The organism is Duganella caerulea, from assembly GCF_040362985.1.
Taxonomy (GTDB): Bacteria; Pseudomonadota; Gammaproteobacteria; order Burkholderiales; family Burkholderiaceae_D; genus Rugamonas; species Rugamonas vulcania.
The window spans coordinates 288,354-314,366 of the sequence record NZ_BPWJ01000006.1; the positions used below are offsets into that span (position 1 = coordinate 288,354).

Consider the following 26,013-nt stretch of genomic DNA (forward strand, 5'->3'; position numbering starts at 1 on the left):
AGCCGGGCCGTTCCCTCGCAGCTAAATGGGCAGCGCGACGCCGGGGCAGGGGCGGGCGCCTCATCGCCCGCCCGCCATGATGCAAAAAGCTGACATTTTTGCCACACATGACATAAAATTATGGCCTCTCTGCCTTAAGTTGCTTGATGCAAGGAAATCGGGTGCGTATGATGTTGCGCATCGGTCCGTTGCCAAAAAGTTGCAACTTTAGCTATTTCCCTCATGCATTCAGCAGTTCGCCGCCTCACACTCGCGTTGCCCACCTTGTTGCTTGGCTGTGCCGGCCTGCCGCACGGCGAGACCACGCCTGTGGGCGCACAGGCCACGCTGGCGCTGCTGGAAACCACCGACCTGCACGCGACCGTGCTCAGTTACGACTACTACAAGCTGAAGGCCGATCCGTCGATAGGCCTGGAACGCACCGCGACGCTGATCAAGCAGGCGCGCGCCGAATTCCCCAATAACCTGCTGCTCGATAACGGCGACGCCATCCAGGGCACGGCCTTGGCCGACTACCAGGCGCTGGTCGCACCGGTGCCGTGCGGGCAACCGCTGGCCATCTACAAGGCCATGAACGCGCTGGGTGTGGACGGCGGCGGCATCGGCAACCACGAATTCAATTACGGCCTGGCCTACCTGAACCAGGTCACCGCCAGCCATTTCGACGTGGACGGCGTGCCGGCCAATGCGCCGCGCTGCGCCGGGCCAAACTTCCCCATTGTGCTGGCGAATATCTACAGCGCGAAGACCAGGCAGCCGCTGTTCGAGCCATACCGCATCCTCACGCGCCGAATCAGCGCCACCGGCCCCGATGGCAAGCCAGTGACGGCGACGATCAAGGTCGGCATCATCGGCTTCGCGCCGACGGTGGTCATGTCGTGGGATAAGCACTGGCTGGAAGGTAAGGTCTACGCCGAGGGCGTGCGCGAGACGGCGCTCAAGTACATCCCGCAGATGCGCGCGCAGGGCGCGGACCTGGTGGTGGCCATCTCGCACGGCGGCCTCGATGGCGCGCCGTATTCGCCGGAGATGGAGAACGCCAACTACTATCTGGCGCAGGTGCCGGGCGTGGACGCGATGATGATCGGCCACTCGCACCAGCCGTTCCCGGACGCTGCCAGCAAGGTGCCGGAATTCGGCCTGCCGGACGTGGACAAGGCCAAAGGCACTGTCCACGGCGTGCCCGCTGTGATGGCCAATCTGTGGGGCAAGCACCTGGGCGTGATCGGCCTGCGCCTGAAGTACGACGGCAAGGCATGGGTGGTGGACAAGAGCCGCACCACGGTCGAAGTGCGCTCGACGCGCAACGCCGACGGCAGCTACGTCGCCGCCGATCCGGCCATCGCGCCGATGGTGGCGGCCGAGCACGAGGCCACCATCGGCTACGTGAAAACGCCGGTCGGCAGCAGCGACTTCCGCATGACGACCTATTTCGCCGATGTCGGCGACACCAGCGCCATCGAAGTGGTGAACCAGGCGCAGACCGCCTACGTGCAAAACTACGTCAAGGCCAACCTGCCGCAGTACGCGGCGCTGCCGGTGCTGTCGATGGCGTCGCCGTTCAAGGCCGGCGCCGCCGGAGCGGGCGACTACACCGACGTCAAGCCGGGCGGCCTGGCGCTCAACAACGTGGCCGACCTGTACCTGTACCCGAACGCGCTGCACGTGGTGAAGGTGGATGGCGCCGGCCTGAAGGCCTGGCTGGAAAAGGCGGCGGAACGCTTCAACCGCATCGACCCGGCCAGCGGCGCGCAGCAGGAACTGGTCAACACCGCGGTCCCCGGCTTCAACTTCGACATGCTGAGCGACGCCGACATCAGCTACCAGATCGACGTGACCAAACCCGCCGGCCAGCGCATCACGGCCTTGCGGTACAAGGGCGCGGCGCTGTCGCCGGCGCAGGAGTTCCTGGTCGCGACGAACAACTACCGCGCCAGCGGTGGCGGCGCCTTCCCGGGACTGGATGGCAGCAAGACCGTGCTGGCATCGCCGGACGCCAGCCGCGATGTGCTGATCGCCTACATCCAGCAGCAGAAGAACGTGACCCGCGCCCGCAACGGTTCCACGCGCAGCTGGCGTTTCGCGCCGGTGGCGACCAAGGGCGCGGTGGTGTTTCACTCCGCCCCCAACATGGTGGAACTGGCGAGGGAGGCTGGCCTGAAGGCCGTCACACAGCTTAAAACGGACGATGGCGGCGGCAAGGGACTGGCCCTGTACGCCATCGATTTGTCCATATGAACGGAGGACGCATGAAGCAGGGGCGAAAAGCGCTGGCGTGTTTGCTGCTGGCGGCGGCAAGTGTCGCAGGCTACGCCGCGGCCGGGCCGGTCGACGAGGCGCGCCTGTACCTGCGCGGCGGCTCGGGCGTGCCCGCCAACCTGCCGAAAGCGTTTTCGATCTTCAGCGCCGCCGCCAAGGCCGGCGATCCGCTGGCCGCCTACTATCTGGGCATGATGTACCGGAACGGCATGGCGGTCGCGCGCGACGCCAAGGCCGCGGCCCGCTGGTTGAAGTTCGCGGCCGACCGCCAGATGCCGGCCGCGATGTTCGCGCTGGCGAACCTGTACCTGAGCGGCGACGGCGTCAAGCGCGACGAGCAGGCCGCACGCCACCTGATAGAAAAAGCCGCGGATCTGGAGTATCCTGAAGCGGTGATGGCGATGGCCATCGGCCTGCGCGACGGCTCCATGGGCTTCGACCGCAACGAGGCGCTGTCCGAAACGCAGATGCGCTTCGCCAATCGCGCCCTGGCGCAACGTACCTCCGGCATGTAGTCCGGGCCTTCGGCGCACGCCTTCCTTACTGCTTGCTTACACGCGGCGGCCCTTCTGCGGCTTGCTGCGATGCCGCACATCTATCTGTTGCCGCTACCGATCTACTACCCTACAATGGCCCATCGATGGGGAGCCCATCCGGCCGAATTTCCCACGTAAGCGACTACTATAAGAACGTTGTAAACAGGAGATCACAGATGAATTTCAAGTTGAAATTGCTCGTTGCAGGCATGGCACTCGGTTTCTCGGCTTCCTCGATGGCGGCTGACCCCATCAAGATCGGCGTGGCCGGTCCTTTCACCGGTGGTTCGGCGCCGATGGGCGTGTCCATGCGCGACGGCGTCAAGCTGGCCGTGGCGGAGATCAACGCCAAGGGTGGCCTGCTGGGCCGCCAGATCCAGCTGGTCGAGCGCGACGACGAAGCCAAGAACGAGCGTGGCGTGCAGATCGCCCAGGAATTGATCAACAAGGAAAAGGTCGCGGCCACCGTCGGCTACATCAACACCGGCGTGGCCCTGGCTTCGCAGCGCTTCTACCAGGAGGCCAAGATCCCGGTCATGAACAACGTCGCCACCGGCTCTATCGTCACCCGCCAGTTCGCGGACCAGCCTGAGAACTACATCTTCCGCAACTCCGCCAACGACACCATCCAGTCGCACATGATCGTGCAGGAAGCGGTCGACCACCGCAAGTTCAAGAAGGTCGCCATCCTGGCCGACTCCACCAACTACGGCCAGCTTGGCCGCGAGGACCTGGAGAAGGCGCTGGCCCTGAAGAAGATGAGCGCCGTCGCCATCGAAAAATACAACCTGAAGGACGTCGACATGACGGCCCAGCTGCTCAAGGCCAAGCAGGCCGGCGCTGAAGTGGTGCTGACCTACGGTATCGGCCCGGAGCTGGCGCAGATCGCCAACGGCATGGAGAAGCTGGGCTGGAAAGTGCCGCTGATCGGCAGCTGGACGCTGTCGATGGCTAACTTCATCGACAACGCCGGCAAGAACGGCAACGGCACGCGCATGCCGCAGACCTTCATCCAGGACCCGAACACGCCGAAACGAAAGGCCTTCATCGACGCCTACGTCAAGGCCTACCATCCGCCTGGCGACCGCATGCCGTCGCCGGTGTCGGCGGCGCAGGGCTACGACTCGATCTACCTGCTGGCCGCGGCCATCAAGCAGGCCGGTTCCACCGACGGACCTAAAGTCAAGGCCGCGCTGGAGAACCTGAACGAGAAGATCGACGGCGTCGTCACCACCTACAACAAGCCGTTCAGCAAAGACAATCACGAAGCGATCACCGCCGACATCACCGTGTTCGGCGAAGTCAAAGATGGCAAAGTAGTGCTGGCCAAGTAAGCTCGCAGGTCTTCGTACTGGCCAGTCTTGAGGATTCAAGCCTGGCCTTTTTCTTGTCGTCCTAAAGTGGTGGTTATCATGGAAATCTTCCTGCAACTGGCATTCAGCGGCATCGCTCTCGGCATGATCTACGCCGTCATCGCCTTCGGCTATCAGCTCACCTTCGCCACCTCCGGCACGCTCAACTTCGGCCAGGGGGAGTCGCTGATGCTGGGCGCACTGGTCGGGCTTAGCCTGGTCGGCACCATCCACGGCGGGCCTTACATGGGCTACCTGTTGATGATTCCCCTGGTGATCGTGTTCGGCGCGCTGCAAGGCATGTTCGTCGAATGGATAGGCGTGCGGCCGGCGATCAAGATCAAGTCGGAGTTTGGCTGGATCATGTCGACCATCGCGCTGGCCATCATCTTCAAGAACGTGGCAGAGAATATCTGGGGCAAGGACGACCTGACCTTCCCGTCGCCATTGAGCTCCGCGCCGTTCCAGGTGCTGGGCGCGAACGTGCAACCGATGCAGGTGGCGGTGATCGTCGGCGCGCTGGCGATCATGGCGGCGGTGGAGATCTTCAACCGCAAATCGATCTACGGCAAGGCGGTGGTGGCCACCGCCAACGACCGCGACGCGGCGGGCCTGATGGGCATTAACACCCGCATGGTGATCACCTTCTCGTACGCGCTGTCGTCGGCGACGGCGGCGTTTGCCGGCGTGCTGGTGGCGCCGTTGACGCTCACCGGCGCCACCATGGGCGCCTCGCTCGGGCTGAAGGCATTTGCGGTGGCGATCATCGGCGGGCTGACCTCCGGCGTCGGCGCCATCGTCGGCGGCCTGATACTGGGCATCGCCGAGACCACCACCGGCTACTACGTTTCGACCGGCTACAAGGAAGTACCGGGATTGCTGCTGCTCCTGCTGGTACTGGCGATCAAGCCGTCCGGCCTGTTCGGCAAAGCCGCCATCAAAAAGGTCTGAGACATGAACAAGAAACTCCTCGCGGCGAGCATCGTGGGCCTGGCGGTGCTGGTGCTGTATCCGGTGCTGATCCCCAATCCGTACTACATCCATCTGTTCGAGACGATCCTGATCTACGCCATCCTGCTGTTCGGCTTGGACATCGTGGTCGGCTACACCGGGCAGGTGTCGCTGGGCCACGCCGGCTTGTTCGGTATCGGCTCCTACGCCACCGGCGTGATGGTGTTCAAGCTCGGTGCGCCGTTCTGGATCGCCATTCCGGCCAGCGTGGCCGGCGCCGCAGTGTTCGGCGCCATCCTCGCGCTGCCGGCGCTGCGGGTCACCGGGCCGTATCTGGCGATGGTCACGCTGGCCTTTGGCACCATCATCCAGATCCTGATCAACGAGATGACCTTCCTCACCGAAGGCCCGATGGGCATCAAGATCGCCAAGCCCACCATCATCGGCCAGAAGCTCGGCGAGGTAAGCTACTACTACATGGTGGCGGCGTTGATGGTGGTGTCGCTGATCGTGGTGCACCGCATATTGAAATCGAACCTGGGCCGCGCCTTCGAGGCGCTGCGCGACAGCCCGATCGCCTCCGACTGCATGGGCGTATCGGTGTACCGCTACAAGGTGTATGCCTTCATCATCAGCGCCGGCTTCGCGGGCCTGGCCGGCAGCCTGTATGCGTATTCGGAGGAGTACATCTCGCCGAACACCTACAACTTCGAGCTGACCATCCTGTTCCTGCTGGCGGTGATCATGGGCGGCCGCAAGACCCGTTCCGGTTCGCTGATCGGCGCGATGATCGTGGTGATGCTTCCCAGCCTGCTGGCCGATATTGAGCTGTTCCGCCAGATCGCCGTGGCGGCCGCCGTGCTGGGCGTGATCGGCGCGGCGCTGATGCTGTACAAAAGGCGCGCCACCGTGCGCGGCGTGATGGTGCCGCTGGTCGCCACCATCGGCATGGCCGCGTATTCCTACAAGCTGGAAAACATCGTCGACTGGCGCCTGACCATCTTCGGTTTGATGACGCTGTTCGTGGTCTACTATCTGCAGGACGGCATCGTCGGTTTCCTGCAAAGCCTGATGGGGCGGGGCGCCGTGCACGCCCAGGCGGTGCAGGCCAGCGGCGCCGAGCCGTTCGCGCGCGCCAAGGGCGGCGCGGCCGGCGAGACGCTGCTCAGCGTCGACCGCATCCTGATGCAGTTCGGCGGCCTGAAGGCGCTCAACCAGGTCGACCTGAACGTGGTGCAGGGATCGGTGCATGGCTTGATCGGCCCTAACGGTTCCGGCAAGAGCACCATGATGAATGTGCTGACCGGGATCTACAAGCCCACCGCCGGCAAGGTGTCGTTCGCCGGCGCGCTGATCTCCGGCAGCACGCCGTCCCAGATCGCGCTGGGCGGCGTGGCGCGCACCTTCCAGAACGTGCAGTTGTTCGGCGAGATGACGGCGACCGAGAACGTGCTGGTCGGCCTGCACAACACCTTCGAATCGAATGTGCTCGACGTGATGCTGCAGACGCCACGCTACAAGCGCGAGGAACGTGCCGCGCGCGAGCGTGCCGCCAGCATCCTGGAGTTCGTCGGCCTGACGGCGATGGCCAACGAGGAGGCGCGCAATCTCCCGTACGGCAAACAGCGCCTGCTGGAGATAGGCCGCGCGCTGGGTCTCAGTCCGCGCCTGCTGCTGCTGGACGAACCGGCGGCCGGCCTGACCGCGCCGGACATCAAGGAGCTGATGGCGATCATCCGCAAGATCCGCGACCACGGCATCACCATCATCCTGATCGAGCACCACATGGACGTGGTGATGGCCTTGTCCGATACCGTGACGGTGCTGGACTTCGGCCAGAAGATCGCCGAAGGCAAACCGGCCGCGGTGCAAAGCGATCCGAAGGTGATCGAGGCCTACCTGGGCGGCAGCGGCGAAGAACACGGCGGCACCAAAGCGCCAGCGGCGCATTAAAGAGGACAGCACATGCTATCGATCACCAATCTGCACGCGTCGTACGGCAAAGTCGAGGTCCTGCACGGCATTTCGCTGGAGGTCCCGAAGGGCAAGCTGGTCACGCTGATCGGCTCCAACGGCGCCGGCAAGACCACCACCATGCGCGCCATCTCCGGCATGCTCAAGCCGAAGGAGGGCAAGGTCACGCTGGATGGTAAGGACATCACCGGCGCCGATTCGCACAAGATCGCGCGCGCCGGCCTGGCGCATTCGCCGGAAGGGCGGCGCGTGTTCGCGTCGATGACGGTCACGGACAACCTGCTGCTGGGCGCCTTCCCGCGCTTCACGCGCGCCCGGCCCAAGGGCGACATCAAGCGCGACCTGGAAAAGTCGCTGGAGCTGTTCCCGCGTTTGAAGGAGCGCCAGCACCAGCTGGCCGGCACGCTGTCCGGCGGCGAGCAGCAGATGCTGGCGATGGCGCGCGCGGTCATGCTCAACCCGGAAGTGATCCTGCTCGACGAACCGTCGATGGGCCTGGCGCCGATTTTGGTCGAGGAAGTGTTCCGCATCATCCAGCGGCTGAAGTCCGAAGGCGTGACGATGCTGCTGGTGGAGCAGTTCGCCGCCGCCGCGCTGAACGTGGCGGACTACGGCTACGTGCTGGAAAACGGCACGATCTCGGTCCACGGCCCGGCGGAAAGCCTCAAAACCGACCCGAAAGTGATCGCCGCCTACCTCGGCGGCGGGCAAGGCCATTGACTTACTAGCAAAATAAAAGTTATATATTTTAGAATAAATTAATTGCCGCATGGAAATTCAATAGATATAATTTGCAACTATTGAGTTTCCGTAAGGCAATAAATGCAACAGGTAAGCAGTCGGCTGTGCGGCGTGGTGCTGCTGTACAGCCTGGTTCATCAGGCGGCGCACGGTCAGTCCCAGGCAGAGATCGCGGCGCAGCAGATCCAGCGTCAGCAGCAAAAGGAGCGGGCACAGAACGAGCAGGCCGAGGAGCAGCGGCCCGCCGTGCGGCTGCCGCGCGAGCCGGTTCCGGCCGCTGCCGCCTATCCGGCGAACGAATCCCCGTGTTTCCCGATCCGCCACATCGGCCTGCAGGGCGATATGACGGCGAAGTTCGCCTGGGCGCTGGACGCGGCGGCCGACGCCACCGGCCGGTGCCTGGGCAGCGGCGGCGTCAACGCCGTGATCGGCAAGGTGCAGAACGCGCTGATCGCGGCCGGGTACGTCACCACCCGCGTGGTGGCCGCGCCGCAGGACTTGCGCGGGGGCGATCTGCAGCTGGTGCTGGTGCCGGGGCGCATCCGCGCCATTCGTTTTGCCGAGCCGGCCGCCGGCGCCAGCAACGACCGGGCCTCGTGGCGCACCGCGCTGCCTGCGCGGCCCGGCGACCTGCTCAACCTGCGCGACATCGAGCAGGCGCTGGAGAACTTCAAGCGCGTGCCGACCGCCGAGGCCGACATCGAGATCGTGCCCGGCGAGCAGCCCGGCGACAGCGACCTGCTGATCAAGTGGCGCCAGGCGCTGCCGGTGCGCCTGAGCCTGTCCGCCGACGACAGCGGCAGCGACTCCACCGGCAAGTACCAGGGCGGCGCCACGGTGTCGCTGGACAATCTGCTGGGCTGGCAGGAGCTGGCTTATGTCAGCGTCACCCGCGACCTGGCCGCGCACGGGCGCGACCACGGCACCCGCAACTATGCGCTGCACTATTCGATGCCGGCCGGGTACTGGCTGTTCTCGCTCAACGCCAGCCGCTACCGCTACTACCAGGGCATCGCCGGCGCCAACCAGACTTACGTCTACAGTGGCACCAGCGGCAACCTCGAGTTCAAGGCCGCCCGCGTGCTGTACCGCGACGCCGCGCGCAAGACCACGGGCGCGCTGCGCCTGTACCGCCGCCGCAGCAACAACTTCATCGACGACACCGAAGTGCAGGTGCAGCGCCGCCAGATGGGCGGCTACGAACTGGGCCTGTCGCACAAGGAATTCATCGGCGACGCCACGCTGGACGGCAACCTGCTCTACAAGCGCGGCGCGCACCTGTTCGGCACCTTGCCGGCGCCCGAGGAAGAGTTCGACGACGGCACGTCGCGGCCCACCGTCATCAACGCCGACGCCACGCTGACGCTGCCGTTCGCGCTGCGCTCGGCCAAGCTGCAATACCAGGTCAACTGGCGCGCGCAGTGGAACCGCTCGACGCTGATCCCCCAGGACCGCTTCGCCATCGGCGGCCGCTACACGGTGCGCGGTTTCGACGGCGAGGCCAGCCTGTCGGCCGAGCGCGGCTGGCTGCTGCGTAACGACCTCAACTGGTCGGTGAGCGACCACGCCCAGCTGTATCTGGGCCTGGATTATGGCCAGGTCTCGGGGGGGCACGTCGCCGCGCTGGCCGGCACCAGCCTGGCTGGCGGCGCGCTGGGCTGGCGCGGCCAGTTCGGCGGCGCCCAGATCGATCTCTTCATCGGGCGGCCAATCCGCAAGCCCGAGCATTTCCGTACCGCCCCAAACGCCGGCGGCTTCAACGTCAATTATCAGTATTAATTTTCTTAGCCGGCCCCAACCCCGCCGGCGGAAGGACTCGCAATGAACAAGCTCTGCTACCGCATCGTCTTCAACAAAGCCCGTGGCCTCTGCATGGCCGTACAGGAAACCGCCCGCAGCCACGGCAAGGGCGCGGGGCAGGCGGGGCCGGCGGGCACGGCGGCGGCGGGCGGCCTGGCGACGCGCTTGCGCAGCCTGGCGCGCGCCTTGCTCGGGGCGTTTGGCGGGACGGCCTTGCTGGCCGGGCTGGCTTCGGCGCAGATCATTGCCGATCCGAACGCGTCCGGCCGCCAGCAGGCCACCGTGCTCAATGCGGCCAACGGTGTGTTGCAGGTCAATATCCAGACGCCGAGCGTGGCCGGAGTGTCGCGAAATGTCTACAGTCGTTTCGACGTGCCCAAGACCGGCGCGGTGCTGAATAATTCGCGCACCGCCGTGCAGAGCCAGTTGGGTGGTTGGATCGACGCCAACCCTTGGATGGCGCACGGCACCGCCCGCGTGATTCTGAACGAGGTCAATTCCAACGACCCCAGCCAGTTGCGCGGCTATATCGAGGTGGCCGGTTCGCGCGCGGAAATGGTGATCGCCAATGCTGCCGGCATCGTGGTCGATGGCGCAGGCTTTATCAACGTCAGCCGCGCCACGCTGACCACCGGCAAACCCTTGCTGGACCAGGCCGATGGCGCGCTGCGTGGCTATGCGGTGCGGGGCGGCATGATCAACATCAGCGGCGCGGGCCTGGATGCGCGGCAGGTCGACTACACGGCGCTGATCGCGCGCTCGGTGCAGCTGAACGCGGGCCTGTGGGCGCAGCAGCTGGAGGTAACGACCGGCGTCAACGACGTCGCGCTGGCCGCTGATGGCGTGGCCGCCGGCAACACGGCGACGCCGGTCGCGGCTGGCGGGGACGTGCCACGTTACGGCATCGATGCCTCGCAGCTGGGCGGCATGTATGCCAACAAGATCACGCTCATCGGCACCGAGGCCGGCGTCGGCGTGCGCAACGCCGGTGCCTTGGGCGCGGCGGCGGGCGAGCTGATCGTCACCATCGAGGGACGGCTGGAAAACACCGGCAGCCTGGGGGCCAGCCTGGCCTTGTCGGCGACGGCGCGGGATGGCGTGGTCAACAGCGGCGGCATCTCGGCCGGCGGTGCGCTTGCGATGAGCACGCCGGCGGCGGTGTCGAACAGCGGTACCATCAGCGGTGTGGGCGGCCTGCAGTTGGCGGCCGCCAGCTTGAGCAACAGCAATCTAATCAGCAGCACCGGCCGCGCCACGTTGGCATTGGCGGGCGAGCTCGACAACAGTCACGGCGTGATCCAGGCGCAGAGCCTTGCGCTGAGCAGTGGCGGCGGCATCAACAACCAGTCTGGCAAGTTGTTGCAGACAGCGGCGGTCGCGCTGGATGTGACGGTGGCCGGCCTGCACAACGCCAACGGCGGACAGGTGGGGGCGGCGCCTTCGACTGGCGCGGATGGCAGCGGTGCGAACGCGGGCAACGGCGCGGATGGCGGAGCTGGCAACGCCGGCACGGGCAGCGGCGACAACAACGGCAGCGGCTCCAACTCCGGCTCTGGTAGCGGGACCGGCGCGGGCACCGGCAACGGCTCAGGTAACGGTGGCGAAAATGGCGGCAGCACCAGCGGCTCCGGCAACGGCGCCAACAACGGCGCCACGCCGCCGGCACCGATCGTGCCCGGCTTCGTGCACGCAGCCGGGGCGTTGAACAACGACGGCGGCCAGATCCTGTCCGGCGGCGGCATCGCGTTGACGGCCACGGCGGTGGACAACACCGGCGGCCAGATGAACCTGTCGTCGCTGGCGGTCAACGGTGGCGCGTTCAACAACCACGGCGCGCAGATCAATGTGCAGCACGGCGCCAGCATCCACGGCACCAGCTTCGACAACCACGACGGCAAGCTGGTGGCGGGCGCCAGCGTCGACGTCCAGGCGCAAGGGCTGGACAACGGCAACGGCCTGCTGTCGGCCGGCGCCGACCTGGCGCTCGACAGCGCCGCCATCGTCAACCGCGACGGCAAGCTGGTCGCCGGCGGACGCGCGTCCATCACCTCTGCCGGCGCGGTGGACAACCACGGCGGCCAGATCCAGGCCGTCACCGGCCTCGCGCTCAAGGCCAGCGGCAAGCTGGACAATCAATCCGGCGTGGTCGAAGCAATCGGCGCCGGCGGCGCCATGCAGGTGCAGGCCGGCGAGATCGACAACAGCAAGGGGCGCATCACCAACGCCGGCAGCGGCGCCAGCAGTGTCGGCGCGGCTGGCGGGCTGCTGAACACCGGAGCCATCGGCGCCAACGGCGCGCTGACCGTGAGCGCGCTGACGCTGCAGAACCAGGCCGGCGGCAGCATCCAGTCCGCCGGCGCCATGGCTTTGGCCGTGCGCCAGCAGCTGGACAACCTGGGCGGCATCACCAGCGGGGGCGTGCTCAGCTTCGACGAAAGCCGCGCCACCCTGAGCAACTCCGGCCAGATGGCGGCCGGCGGCGACATCCACATCGCAATTCAACACGCCGGCAACGATGGCGGGCAGATCGGCACCGCAGCCGCCTCCGGCGCCAGCCTGTCGCTCAGCGCGGCCGACATCAGCAACCGCGGCGGCAGCCTGCTGGCCGACCGTGACGTCGGCGTCAGCGCCGCGCAGGGCGGTCTGGACAACAGCAAGGGCCTGATCCACGCCGGAAACGACGCCAGCGTCAACGCGGCGCAGACCTTGCTCAACCAGGACGGCGTGATCGAAGCGGTCAACGCCAAGAGCAAACTCAGCCTCGACACCGGGGCGATCCAGAACCTGGGCGGACGCATCGTCAACGCCGGCAGCGGCGACAGCAATGTGGCGGCCAAGGGCGCCATCGTCAGCGACGGCCTGATCGCCGGCAACGGCAGCATGGCGATGGCGGCGGCGACCGTCACCAACAGCGGCACGCTGTCGAGCGTAGGCGCGTTTAAGCTGGCGGTGACGGATCAACTCGACAATTCAAGCCTGATCAGCAGCGGCGGCGCCATGGACCTGGGCAACGCCAGCGCCGACATGCGCAACACCGGCCAGGTCTATGCGGTGGGCGACATCGGCGTTCAGGCGCGCAACTTCGTCAACGCCGGTCAGATCGCCACCACCGCCGGCGGAGGCGGCATCACCCTGCAAGGGACGACGCTGGACAACCATGGCGGCAGCATCGCCGCCAGCGGCGCGGTCGATCTGCGCGTCGATGGCGCGCTCAACAACGCCGGCGGCCTGGTGCAGGCCGGCCGCGACCTGGGCATAGTCGCCAAGGGCACGCTGGACAACACCTCCGGCACGATCGAAGCCATCGGCGCCGCCAGCGCCATGCAGGTGAACACGGGCGCCATCGTCAACGCAGGCGGCCGCATCACCAACGTGGGCACTGGCGACACCGCCATCGCGGCGGTTGGCGACATCCAGAACAGCGGCCTGATCGCCGGCAACGGCGCCGTCGATGTGACCAGCGATACGCTGCACAACAACGCCGCCGGCGCCCTCACGTCCGGCAAGCAGATGACGCTGGCTGTGGAGCAGCTGTTGCAGAACGACGGCATCATCCGCAGCGCCGCCGCGCTGGACTTCAGCAAAACCACGTCCGCAGTGGGTAATAGCGGCATCATCATGGCCGACGGCGCGATGCTGATCAAGGCGGGCTTGCTGGTCAACGACGGCGGCCAGATCTCGACCACGCAGGCCGGCGGCGCCGATCTCGCGATCGAGAGCCAGCAGCTGCGCAACTATCTGGGCCGCATCCTCGCGGCCGGCAACGCCAATCTCAACGTGGCCGGCACCGTGGACAACCGGAGCGGCGGGATCCAGGGTGGCCTGGGTCTGTTGCTGAGCGCTAGCGGCGCACTGGACAACAGCGGCGGGACGATCGAGGCGTTGGGCGTTGGCGGCGGGCTGACGGTGCAGACCAACGGCATCGACAACACGGCGGGCAACATCGTCGGCGCGGGCAACGTGGGCGTGAGCAGCGCGAGCTATGTCTGGAACGGCGGGCGCATCGCCGCGAACGGCAAGCTCGACCTGGGCGCGGCGTCGGTCCTCAATACGGACGCCGCCAGCATCACGGCCGGCGCCGGCCTCGGCCTGTCGGTGCGCGACCTGCTGGACAACCACGGACTGGTCAGCAGCTACGGCCTGTTGCGGTTTGACCTGGCCACCGGCGTGGTCAAGAACGACGGCAAGATTGTTTCCGGCGGCGGCATCAATCTCCAGGCTGGCGATTTGAACAACGACAAGGGACAGATCTCGACCGTCAAGCAATCGCAGACGGACGTGAGCATCGTCGCCAACAGCGCCAGCAACCAGGGCGGCACCATCGTGGGCGACCGCAACGCCGCGCTGACGGTCACCGGCGCGCTGAACAACGCGCAAGGTGTGATCCAGTCGGGCAAGGACATGCAGGCCAACGTCGGCGCGGCGTTGAACAACACCAAGGGCGTGATCGAGGCCACCGGCGCCACCAGCGCCTTGAACGTGCTGGCCGGCTCCATCGACAACACCGGCGGGCGCATCGTCAACGTCGGCACCGGCGCCAGCAGCGTCGGCGCGCAAGGCGCGCTGGTGAACGGCGGCCTGATCGCGGGCAACGGCGGCCTGTCCGTCACCGCCGCGACCTTGCAGAACAGCGCGGCCGGGACCATCTCGGCCGGCAATGACCTGGCGCTGGGCGTGAGCCGGCAACTGGACAACCAGGGCGCCATCAGCAGCGGCGGCAAGCTCGACTTCACACAGGTCACGGCGGCGGTGCGCAACGGTGGCACCATCGTCAGCGGCGGCGCGGCCAGCATCAGCGCGGGCGCCTTCAACAACGACGGCGGCCAGCTGGCGACCGTGCGCGGTTCCGGCGCCGACATCGCGCTCAACGCCCAGAGCCTGAGCAACCGTGCCGGCGTGATCCAGTCCGACCGCAACGTGGCGGTCGGCGTGGCTTACGCGGTGGACAATGCGCACGGCACCGTCCAGGCCCGGCAGGACTTGCAGTTCGCGGCCGGCGCCGCCCTGAACAACAACAGCGGCGTGATCGAGGCGATCAGCGCCGGCAGCGCCTTGCGCGTGCAAGCCGGTTCCATCGACAACAGCGCGGGGCGCATCGTCAACGTCGGCAACGCGGCGGCGTCGGTGGCGGCGCAGGACGCCATCGTCAACAGCGGCCTGATCGCGGGCAACGGCACGCTCGACCTGGCTGCGGGCAGCCTGCTGAATGAGGCGGGCGGAACCGTGTCCTCCGGCGCGGCGATGGACCTGGCGGTCACGCAGCAGCTGGGCAACCAGGGCACGATCAGCAGCGGCGGCACGCTGGAGTTCAGCAAGACCACCGGCGTGGTCAACAACAGTGGCCAGATGGTCGCGGCCGGCCAGGTGCACGTCGCGGCGGGCGCCTTGAACAATGATGGCGGCCAGATCGCCACGCTGAAGGACAGCGGCGCCAGCATCGCCATCGAGAGCCAGAGCCTGAGCAACCAGGGCGGCAGCGTGGTCGCCAGCGGCAGCGCGACCCTGGCGGTCGCGGGCGCGGCGAACAACGCGCACGGCACGATCCAGGCGCAGCGCGACCTGCAATTGACGGCTGGAGGCGCGCTCAACAACGCCGGCGGGACGATCGAGGCGGTGACCGCCGCCAGCACCCTGTCGGTGCAGGCGGGTGCGATCGACAACAGTGCCGGCCGGATGGTCAACGTGGGCACGGGCGCGGCCACGGTCAGCGCCACCGGCCTCATCACCAACAGCGGCCTGATCGCCGGCAACGGCACGCTCGACCTGGCGGCCGACAGCCTGCGGAATCAGGCAGGCGGAACCGTGTCGTCCGGCGCGGCGATGGACCTGGCGGTCACGCGGCAGCTGGACAACCAGGGCGTGATCAGCAGCGGCGGCACGCTGGAGTTCAGCAAGACCACCGGCGTGGTCAACAACAGTGGCCAGATGGTCGCGGCCGGCCAGGTGCACGTCGCGGCGGGCGTGCTGAACAACGACGGCGGCCAGATCGCCACGTTGAAGGACAGCGGCGCCAGCATCGCCATCGACAGCCAGAGCCTGAGCAACCAGGCCGGCAGCGTGATCGCCAGCGGCAGCGCGACCCTGGCGGTCGCGGGCGCGGCCAACAACGCGCATGGCACGATCCAGGCGCAGCTCGACCTGCAATTGACGGCGGGCGGCGCACTCAACAACGCCGGCGGGACGATCGAGGCGGTGACCGCCGCCAGCACCCTGTCGGTGCAGGCTAGCGCGATCGACAACAGCGCCGGCCGGATGGTCAACGTCGGCACGGGCGCGGCCACGGTCAGCGCCACCGGCCTCGTCACCAACAGCGGCCTGATCGCGGGCAACGGCAGCCTCGACCTGGCTGCCGGCAGCTTGCGCAACCAGGCCGGCGGCACGGTCTCGTCCGGCCAGCGCATGGGCTTGGGCGTGGCGCAGCAACTGGACAACCAGGGCGTCATCAACAGCGGCGGCAGCCTGACCTTCAGCCAGACGACGGCGGTGGTCAACAACAGCGGGCAGATCGCATCGGCCGGCCAGGCCAGCATCGCGGCGGGCAGCCTGAACAACGACGGCGGCCTGATCGCGACGCTGCCGAATTCCGGTTCCGGCATCGCCATCACCAGCCAGAGTCTGAGCAACCACGGCGGCCGCGTGCAAGCCAGCGGCGACGCGGTGCTCGACGTCGGCGGTGCGCTGGACAACGCCGGCGGCACATTGCAGGCCGGCCAGGACCTGCGCCTGAGCGCCGGCGGCACCCTGAGCAACAACGCCGGCGTGATCGAGGCATTGGCGGCGGGCAGCGCCATGCGGGTGCAGGCCGGCGACATCGCCAACGGCAGCGGCCGCATCGTCAATGTCGGCTCGGCGGCGACCAGCGTGAGCGCGCAGGGCGGCATCAGCAGCAGCGGCACCATCGCCGGCAACGGCACACTGGACCTGGGCGCGCAATCCCTGCAAAACACCGGCGCGATCTCGTCGGGCGGGCAGATGACGCTGTCGCTGTCGCAACTGCTGGACAACCACGGCGCCATCCGCAGCGGCGGCGCCCTGACCTCCACGCAGACGACGGCGCAGGTGAACAACAGCGGCACGATCACGGCCGCCGGCGCGATCAGCATGGCGGCGGGCAGCCTGAACAACGACGGCGGCCAGATCGCCACGCTGAGCAACTCGGGCGCCAACATCGACCTGAGCAGCCAAAGCATGAGCAACCGTGGCGGCAGCGTGCTGGCCAGCGGCAATGCCGGCGTCAACGTGTTTGGCGCGCTGAACAACGCCGGCGGCACGCTGCAGGCCGGCCGCGACATGCAATTGACCGTCGGCGGCGCGCTGGGCAACGCCGGCGGCGTGATCGAGGCGCTGTCCGCCAGCGGCACGATGACGGTGCAGGGCCAGTCCATCGACAACACCTCGGGCCGCATCGTCAACGTCGGCAGCGGTGATACGCGGATCGTCAGCCAGAGCACGCTGGTCAGCAGCGGCATGATCGCCGGGAACGGCAACCTTCTGCTGGCCGCCCAGAGCGCGCAAAACAAGGCGGGCGGCACGCTGGCCGCCGGCGGCAACCTGGACCTGGAAGTCACCGGACAGATGCAGAACCAGGGCGCGGTCAGCAGCGCCGGCACGCTGGACTTCGTGCAAGCCGGCGCCAGCTTTAGCAACAGCGGACAGATGATCTCGGGCGGCACGGCCACCTTCAACGTGGCCAGCTTCAGCAATGACGGCGGCCAGATCGCCACCACCAGCGCTTCCGGCGCCGACATCAGCGTCACCAGCCAGAGCATCAGCAACCACGGCGGCAAGATCCTGGCCAGCGGCGATGCCACGCTGAGCAGCGCCTCCGGCCTGGACAACAACGCCGGCACACTGCAGGCCGGCAAAAACCTGAAGCTGGACGCCACCGGCGCGCTGGGCAACGCAGCCGGCACGATCGAGGCCGACGGCGGCGCCAGCACGCTGGAACTGACGGCCGCCACGCTCGACAGCAGCGGTGGGCGCATCGTCAACGTCGGCAACGGCGACACGACGCTGCTGATAGCGACCGACCTCGTCAACAGTGGTCTGATCGCCGCCAACGGCAACCTGAACCTGACCGCGCAGACGCTGAAGAACAACACCGGCGGCGCCATCGGCTCGGCCGGCAACCTGCTGCTGGCGGTGAACCAGCAAGTGGACAACCACGCGGCCATCACCAGCACCGGCACGCTGACCTTCCAGCAGGCCGGCGCCAACCTGAACAATGACGGCCAACTGGTCGCGGGCGGCGCGATGACCATCGTCGCCAAGGCCGTCAACAACAATAACGGCCAGATCGCCACCGCCAAGGGCAGCGGCGCCGGCCTGGCGCTGACCGCCGCCAGCCTGAGCAACGAAAAGGGACAGATCCTGTCCGACGGCAAGGCCGTGCTGGCCATCACCGGCGCGCTGGACAACGTGCAGGGCACCATCCAGTCCGGCAAGGACATGCAGGTCAACGCCGGCGGCGCGCTGACCAACAACGACGGCGCCATCGAGGCGGCCGGCGCCACCTCGGCGCTGACGCTGAAGGCGCTGTCCATCGACAACGGCAGCGGCCGCATCGTCAACGCCGGCAGCGGCGACACCAGCATCACCAGCCTGGGCGGCGTGAGCAACGCCGGCGTGATCGCCGGCGGCGGCAACCTGCTGCTCAACGCCACCACGCTGCAGAACGGCGCCACCGGCATGGTCGCCTCCGGCAAGGACATGACCCTGCGCCTGACGCAGTTGCTGGACAACCAGGGCACCATCAACAGCACCGGCACGCTGACCTTCAACCAAGCCGGGGCCAACCTGAACAACAGCGGCCTGATCGTCTCGGGCGGCAACGCGCAGATCGTCGCCAACCAGATCAACAACAACGGCGGCCGCCTGAGCACCGGCGCCGGTTCCAGCGGCGACCTGAGCCTGACGACCCAGCAACTGAGCAACGAAGGCGGCCACATCACCACCGGCCGCGACCTGAACGTGACCACGCACGTCATGCAGGGCAGCGGCGAGCTGCAGGGCGGCCGCGACCTGGCGCTGAGCATGGACGGCGACTACACCCAGGGCAGCGGCACCCAGCAGTTCCATTCGAACCGCGACCTGAGCCTGACGGTGACGGGCAATATCGTCAACACCGCGACGTTCGAGGCGGCCGGCAAGCTCACGCTGAGCGGCAACAACGTCAGCAACAACGCCGGCGCCGTGATGCAGGGGCAGGGCGTGGCGGTCAACGCGGCGGGCAACCTGAGCAACGCCGGCCAGATCAACGGCACGGCGACGGTGGACCTGAAGAGCGGCGGCACGCTCGACAACAGCAACGCCATCGTCGGCGGTGACCTGACGTTGGTGGCGCAAAACCTGAACAACACCGGCGCCAGCACCTTGCTCGGCTCGACCGGCGCGATGACGCTGGGCGTGGCGGGCACGCTCAACAACACCGGCGGCGCCAGCATCTACAGCGGCGGCAGCCTGGCCATCGGCGGCGGGCCGGGCGGCGGCTCGACCGGGCTGGTCAACAACATGTCGTCGACCATCGAGGCGGCCGGCGACCTGTCGCTCAACGCGGCCAGCGTCAACAACATCCGCGAGAACGTCACGCTGGTCAAGGTGCAGACCGTCGACGAGACCAAGCAGATGTATCTGCCGAGCTGGGACCACAACGGCGACAACCACGACAACTACGATACCAATGCGGCGAACTACTATCCGCACGAGCTCTACTACGTCAACCCCGACGACATCCTGGAAAATCAAATCCTGTTCGCGCCGGACGGCAACTCCTATGGCCGCGCGGTGATCCGCACGCACGCCAACGATTCAGCGTTCTTCTGGGCCTCCACCGGCGCCTACAACGCGCAGGGGGCACGCCAGCGCATCACGATGACTGACGGCACGCGGGTGCTGTATTACAAGTTCAGCCAGAACGACCAAGCCAACCCGGACCAGGGCGGACCGACCGGCACGCCCGATGGCTTCTATCTGGAACACGTCTCCAAGTGGACCAGCGATCCACCGGCGTATTCGAACCTGTACGGCAGCTGCGCGTCCAACTGCGTGCGTTTCGTCACCCAACCCGGCTACGATGACCCGACCACCATCATCAACCGGTCGACGGTACGCTCGCTGGTGTCCGAGGCCGGCAAGCTGGAACAATCCCGGCTGGCGCACCACACGGCCGAGGAAGACCAGATCGCCCCGGGCTCCGGCGCCGTGGCGCAGATCCTTTCCGGCGGCAATATGCACCTGACCGTTGGCCAGGCACTGACCAACCAGTACGGTCAGATCATGGCCACCGGGGCGCTCAACATCGACGGCGGCGCGGCCATCAGCAACCAGGGCGCGACGCTGTACCGCAACCATACCTTCGACGGCACCTGGAAGACCTACGACGGCGATGTCACAGCCTACACCATGCCGTCGCAGAGCGAAATCATCGGCTCCGCCGCCGGTGTGATTTCCGGCGGCAAGGGCGTCTCGATCACCGGACGCAGCTTCAGCAACGTCGACATCACGGCCGGCACGGTCGGCAATATCCGCGACAGCGTCACCGTGCTGGCGACCGGCAACAACAGCGCCAGCGCCGCCAGCCACGCCACCGGCAACGGCGCCAGCGGCGGCAGCGCCGGCGGACACGTCGGCGGCAGCGGCATCGGCAACAACGCCAGCGTGGCCGGCGCGGCCGACGGCAGCGGCATCGGCAACAACGCCAGCGGCGCCCACGCGGCCGGCGGCAGCGGTATCGCCAACCAGGCCGCGCAGGCCAACCAGGCCGGCGGCAGCGGCGCCGCCAACAACGCGGCGCTGGGCGGACAGGCCGGCGACAGCGGGCTATCCAACCAGGCGGCGGAGGCCGGGCAGGCGGCCGGCAGCGGCATCGGCAACCAGGCGCGCACCCGCCTGGATGACTACGGCAGCGGCATCCACAACGCTACACGCGAACGCGACAACGTCAACGCCAGCGGCAAGACCCGCACGGCCGCGACCAGCGGTGCGGCCCAAGGCAGCGGCGCCAGCGGCAAGGCGCTGGGCGACGTCAGCACCGGCCACGGCGCCAGCCTGGCGCAGAACACCGCCAACAGCGGCGCGGTGGTCAAGGTGGCGCCGAACGGCCTGTCGCTGCTGAACCCGAACGCCGACAGCAGCTATGTGTTCGAAACCCGTCCGCAGTTCGCCAACCACGGCGACTGGGTCAGCAGCGACTATCTGCTGAAAGCGCTCGACACCGATCCGGCCGTGACGCACAAGCGCCTCGGCGACGGCTTCTATGAACAGCGCCTGGTGCGCGACCAGCTGATCGAACTGACCGGCCGCGCGCCGTCGGGCGGCCAGAGCGACGACAGCCGCTACAAGGAGTTGCTGACCAGCGGCATCAGCGTGGCGCAGCAATACGGCCTGCGGCCCGGCATCGCATTGAGCGCCGACCAGTTCAGCCACCTGACCAGCGACATCGTCTGGATGGAAACGGAAACCGTCAGCCTGCCGGACGGCACGGTGGAAAACGTGCTGGTGCCCAAGGTCTACCTGGCGCACGCGGGCGCCGGCGCGGTCAAGGCCAGCGGCGCGCTGGTGACCGGCGACGGCGTCGACATCCGCACCACCGACAACATCGTCAACCGTGGCGGCCTGATCGACGGCGCCAACGGCCGCACGGTGCTGGTGGCCGGACAGGACATCGTCAACCAGGGCGGCACCGTCAAGGGCGGCGCCATGGACCTGCAGGCCGGGCGCGACGTGATCAACCAGTCGCTGACGGTCAAGCAGGAATACGCCAGCGTCAACACCAGCGGCAGCTACACCACGCTGTCCAACCAGGCCGGCATCGCGGCCGGCGGCGCGCTGACGATCAAGGCCGGGCGCGACGTGACCGACACCGGTGGCAGCATCGCCGGTGCCAGCGTCGCCATCGGCGCGGGCCGCGACGCCAGCTTCAACGCGCTGCAGACCGGCAGCACCTACGCCTCGCAGGTGGCGGGCTACACGGAAAAAGACAGCAGCGCCACCTGCAAGACCGGCCAAGTCGCCACCAGCGGCGACCTGAAACTGGTGGCCGGCCAGGACATCAAGCTGAGCGGCACGCAGGTGGCCATCGGCGCGACCGGCAGCGGCACGCTGCTGGCGGGACGCGACGTGACGTTGGCGGCCGTCGTCAACGAGGTCAACATCAGCAAGCAGAACGATCCGGGCAGCAAGCTGTACGACAAGGAGATCCATCAGGACCAGACCGTGGTCGGCGCGTCGGTGACGGCCGGCGGCAACCTGGCCGTCAAGGCCGGCGACAGCGGCCTGGGCAACCTGGCGCTGGCCGGCAGCAACCTGGCCGGCGGCGGCAAGGTGCAGCTGACGGCCAGCGGCGACGTCAGCATCACGCAGGTGCAGGAAACCCACCTGACCGACCTGGCGCACCATGATGAATCGAGCAGCACGTTCAAGAAGAGCAGCAACACCTCGGCCGATTACAGCAACGTCAGCAAGGTGGTGGGCAGCGGCGTCAGCGGCGACGCGGTCACGGTACAGTCGGGCAAGGACATTGTCATCCGTGGCAGCGATCTGAGCGCGACCGGGGCGTTGACCCTGACCGCCGGCCGTGACCTGCTGGTGTCCAGCGCGCAGCAGACCGACAGTGAAAAGCATAGCGAGGAGCACCAGCGCAGCGGCTTCTCCTTCAACGTTGCCTCCGGCGCGCTCGGCTACAGCAAGAGCGACGAGGCCAAGGCCCGCAACAGCGATACGGTGACGCAGGTGGGCAGCGTGCTCAGCGGCGGCAGCGTCAGCGCCAGCAGCGGGCGCGACACGGTCATCAGCGGCAGCACGGTGGTGGCCGACAAGGACATCGCCATCGACGCAGGACGCAACCTGAGCATCGTCAGCGCCGAGAACAGCAGCACGGGCGCGTCGTCGACCAGCAGCAAGAAGTCGGGCTCGATCGGCACGACGTTCCAGCCGGCGGTCGGCACGGTCAAGAGCGCCACCGACGGCACCAACGCCAGCGTGACGCAGGTGGGCAGCCAGATCGCCAGCCTGGGCGGGGACGTCAGCCTGAAGGCGGGCGAGCACTACACGCAGACCGCCAGCGAGGTGAAGGCGCCCCAGGGCGACATCGACATCAGCGCCAAGGACGTGCTGATCAACGCGGCCATGAACAGCGCCAACAGCAGCGACCACAGCACCTACAGCAAGACCGCCATCGGCGGCAGCGTCAGCGTGCCGTTGGTGGATGCGTTGAAGAGCGCGAACAGCATGGTCAGCGCGGCCAAGAACACCAGCGACAGCCGCATGCAGGCACTGGCGGCGTTGAACACGGCGGGCAGCCTGGTCGATGCGTACAAGGCCTACGACACCGTCACGAAGACCGGCATCAAGGTCAGCATCAGCCTGGGCAACCAGAAGAACGACAGCACGGTGGTGCACACCAGCGAGACGGCGGTGGGCTCCACCATCACGGCCGGCGGCGACGTGACCATCCACGCGACCGGCGCCGGCAAGGACAGCAACCTGACGGCGATCGGCAGCGACATCAAGGCCGGCCAGGACGTCAGCCTGTCGGCGGACAACCAGGTGAACCTGCTGGCGGCGCGCAACACGGCCAGCCAGCACAGCACCAACAGCTCCAGTAGCAGCAGCATCGGCATCGGCTTCGGCATCGGCGGCACGTCGAACGGCTTCACGATCGACCTGGCCGTCAGCCAGGCGCGCGGCAAGGCCGACGGCGACGACGTCGGCTACACCAACAGCCACGTCACGGCCGGCAACCAGGTCAACGTGCACAGCGGCGGCGACACCACGCTCAAGGGCGGCGTGATCGCGGCGCCGACGGTGGTGGCCGACATCGGCGGCAACCTGAACATCGAGAGCCTGCAGGACAGCAGCAAGTACAACAGCAAGCAAAGCAGCGCCGGCCTGAACGCCAGCCTGTGTATCCCGCCGTTCTGCTACGGCGCCAGCACGGTGGGCGGCAGCATCGGCAAGTCGCACGTGGACGGCGACTTCCTGTCGGTGCTGGAGCAAAGCGGCATCAAGGCCGGCGACGGCGGCTTCCAGGTGGCGGTGAATGGCAACACCGACCTGAAGGGCGGCCTGTTGAGCAGCAGTCAGAACGCCATCGACCAGGGCAGCAATGTGCTGATGACCGGCAGCCTGACGTCGAGCGACCTGCAGAACAAGGACCACTACGACGCGGGCGGCTTTGCCTTGTCCGGCTCGATCAGCGGGAAGATGGGCGATCAGAGCCCGCCCAAAGAGAAGACCGACAAGTGGACCGACGAACAGAAGAAAGCTGCAGCCGCCGATGGCAAACCCGGCGCGAGCGCCGGCTTCGGCTCGGCCAGTGGCGACCAGGGCAGCACGACCGCAAGCGGCATCAGCGGCGGCCTGATTGCGATCACCGACCAGGCCAAACAACTGGCGACCGGCAAGGACGCCGCGACGGCCGTGGCCGGCCTGGACAACGATGTGACGACGGAATCGGCTGCGGCCAAAGCCGGCGTCTTGACCAAGGGCTGGGATGCCCAGCAATTGCAGAAGGACGTCGACACCCAGATCGCCATCACGCAGGAGTTCAGCAAGCAGGCGCCGAAGGCGATAGCAGACTTCGCGGACAAACAGATAAAGAAGCTGGAAGAACAAGGGGCTAGTCAGGAAGAGATCGCCAAATGGGCGGAGGGTGGCAGTTACCGCGTTGCGCTCCATACAATCGGTGGCGCTTTGTCCGGTGGACTGGGCGGCGCCGTCGGTGCGGGCGTGGTTGCCGGACAGGCGAATCGGCTGGATGAATTGCAGGTCAAGGCAGTGGCCGCGTTGGTCGATCAGGGCATGAGCCCCGAGACCGCGAAGATGCTGGCGCAGGGCGTGGCGGAGGCGGCGTCGCTTAGCCTTGGGGCTGCGGTTGGCGGCACTGCGGGCGCCGCCAGCGCATTGGGTACGGATACCAATAATCGGCAGCTCCATCCGAAAGAAATATCTTGGATCACCGCGAATGCAAAGGCTTTTGCCAAGACCCTATCCGAAAAACTGGAACGCCCCGTCTCAGAATTGCAGGCGACGCAGTGGTTGACAATGGCGGGCGAGGCGGATGTCGACATGAGTTACCAAACTTTGGCATCCAGGCAAATTGGCTCAGCGGCATCCGAAGAAAGCACGGCCTTCTTTGCTGCCAAGCAATTCATCGTCCAATATGGCAAGGGAAGTTTTGTTGATGACAGCGGTAAACAGCAGACCTTGTTTGTAGCCAAGCCCGGTGACTTCCAGAAAGGAGCGGTTTATAGCGAGTATCGAAATGATAAGACCTATCGCGACTACTATTGGAACCTCATGGGGGATAATCTGAGACCGGATAATCCTACGGCAGAGGAGTTGGCGGTTTACAATGCACGTGAGAAGATGCGTTTTAGCAAGGTTGGGAAAGATCTGCTAATTAATTCGATACCTATTTTGGCAGAATTTTTAGCAGGGCGCGTAGCCGGACGATTGAAATTTACAGACCCGACGGTGCCAAAAAGGGTAGTAAGCGTAGACGCGAAAGAAGTAACACCAACGACAGATTTGACTGTCGGGGCAAACAGTGGCCCGAAATTGGCTACGGTAGAAGTAGATATTGCAAAAGTTGCCAAGGGAACATCTGAATACAAAACCCTGAATGAACCACCGCCTAATACTCATGTTAAGCTGAGCAATGGCACCGAATTTACGACGAATGCGAGTGGATATGTAGAAGAAATTACTTTTACCCCTACGTTGAATAAAAATGTTCGTGATTCCCGTCAGACTGCTGTTGGAAAAGAGGGCTTAGATACGGATGTTGGTGGCCATATACAGGGTTGTCAATTTGATGGAACGTGTGATCGTTTTAATCTTTTCCCTCAGGATAGTAATTTCAATAACTCCGCTTATAAGCGTTGGGAGAATGAAATTAAAGGTGCGTTGGGTAATGGTGATAAAGTAGGGCCAGTGTCGGTTCGCTTCTCGAGAGGTGATCCTGCTTCGGCCAGACCGGATTCATTAATCATTGATTACACAGTGGATGGTGTGAAAAAACGTAAATCATTCAAAAATGAGGCTGGACAATGAGCATAGAAAAACAGACAAAGATTTTGAATCGGCTCGTGCAGATAATGCATGACTCTGCACGTGGCCCATATGATGGTATGAGTTGTGAGTTTAAATATGAATCCTACGAAAATGGATGGTCTGTAGATTCAAAATATGAGTTTCTTCGAGAGGGTAAGTCGGTAAGTGAGTTGCTTGATGACCCTGAGGATGAAGCTTCTAATTTTGTGCATGAATTGCACGAATTGATGAAGGTACACACTGGCGGCGATTGGAAGAGTTTTGTGCTGAACGTAGATGCGACAGGAAAGGCGAACATCCAATTTTCCTACTGAAGTGAATGTGTCATCAGCCCCAGTGCGGGGGTA

Annotated in this window: 9 protein-coding genes; all 9 read left to right on the forward strand. The window is 66.0% G+C overall.

Features of this window, described 5'->3' with window-relative positions:
• The first annotated feature begins 222 nt into the window (after window positions 1–222).
• Window positions 223–2,238 (forward strand): bifunctional 2',3'-cyclic-nucleotide 2'-phosphodiesterase/3'-nucleotidase, encoded by a 2,016-nt coding sequence (locus ACUJB0_RS20060; RefSeq protein WP_444846757.1) that lies wholly within the window; start codon window positions 223–225, stop codon window positions 2,236–2,238.
• Between the two features lie 11 nt (window positions 2,239–2,249).
• Window positions 2,250–2,774, forward strand: coding sequence for a tetratricopeptide repeat protein (locus ACUJB0_RS20065; RefSeq protein WP_444846758.1), 525 nt, complete (start codon window positions 2,250–2,252; stop codon window positions 2,772–2,774).
• 197 nt (window positions 2,775–2,971) lie between these two features.
• Window positions 2,972–4,129, forward strand: coding sequence for an ABC transporter substrate-binding protein (locus tag ACUJB0_RS20070; protein ID WP_444846759.1), 1,158 nt, complete (start codon window positions 2,972–2,974; stop codon window positions 4,127–4,129).
• A 78-nt stretch (window positions 4,130–4,207) separates the two neighbouring features.
• Window positions 4,208–5,098 carry a branched-chain amino acid ABC transporter permease gene (locus tag ACUJB0_RS20075; RefSeq protein WP_161083738.1) on the forward strand — a complete coding sequence of 297 codons (891 nt, stop codon included), beginning with the start codon at window positions 4,208–4,210 and terminating at the stop codon, window positions 5,096–5,098.
• 3 nt (window positions 5,099–5,101) lie between these two features.
• The gene (locus ACUJB0_RS20080; RefSeq protein WP_444846760.1) at window positions 5,102–7,051 is read left to right on the forward strand and encodes a branched-chain amino acid ABC transporter ATP-binding protein/permease; all 1,950 of its coding nucleotides are present in this window, start codon (window positions 5,102–5,104) and stop codon (window positions 7,049–7,051) included.
• A 12-nt stretch (window positions 7,052–7,063) separates the two neighbouring features.
• Window positions 7,064–7,792: an ABC transporter ATP-binding protein gene (locus ACUJB0_RS20085; RefSeq protein ID WP_117010312.1), complete on the forward strand. Its 729-nt coding sequence runs from the start codon at window positions 7,064–7,066 to the stop codon at window positions 7,790–7,792.
• Window positions 7,793–7,894: 102 nt separating this feature from the next.
• A complete protein-coding gene (locus ACUJB0_RS20090; RefSeq protein ID WP_444846761.1) occupies window positions 7,895–9,592 on the forward strand; it encodes a ShlB/FhaC/HecB family hemolysin secretion/activation protein in 1,698 nt (565 codons plus the stop codon).
• Between the two features lie 42 nt (window positions 9,593–9,634).
• On the forward strand, window positions 9,635–25,666 hold the full coding sequence (locus ACUJB0_RS20095) for a hemagglutinin repeat-containing protein (protein WP_444846762.1): 16,032 nt from the start codon (window positions 9,635–9,637) through the stop codon (window positions 25,664–25,666).
• On the forward strand, window positions 25,663–25,980 hold the full coding sequence (locus ACUJB0_RS20100; protein WP_444846763.1) for a hypothetical protein: 318 nt from the start codon (window positions 25,663–25,665) through the stop codon (window positions 25,978–25,980). Before ACUJB0_RS20095 ends, ACUJB0_RS20100 begins: the two co-directional genes overlap by 4 nt.
• Window positions 25,981–26,013: the final 33 nt, after the last annotated feature.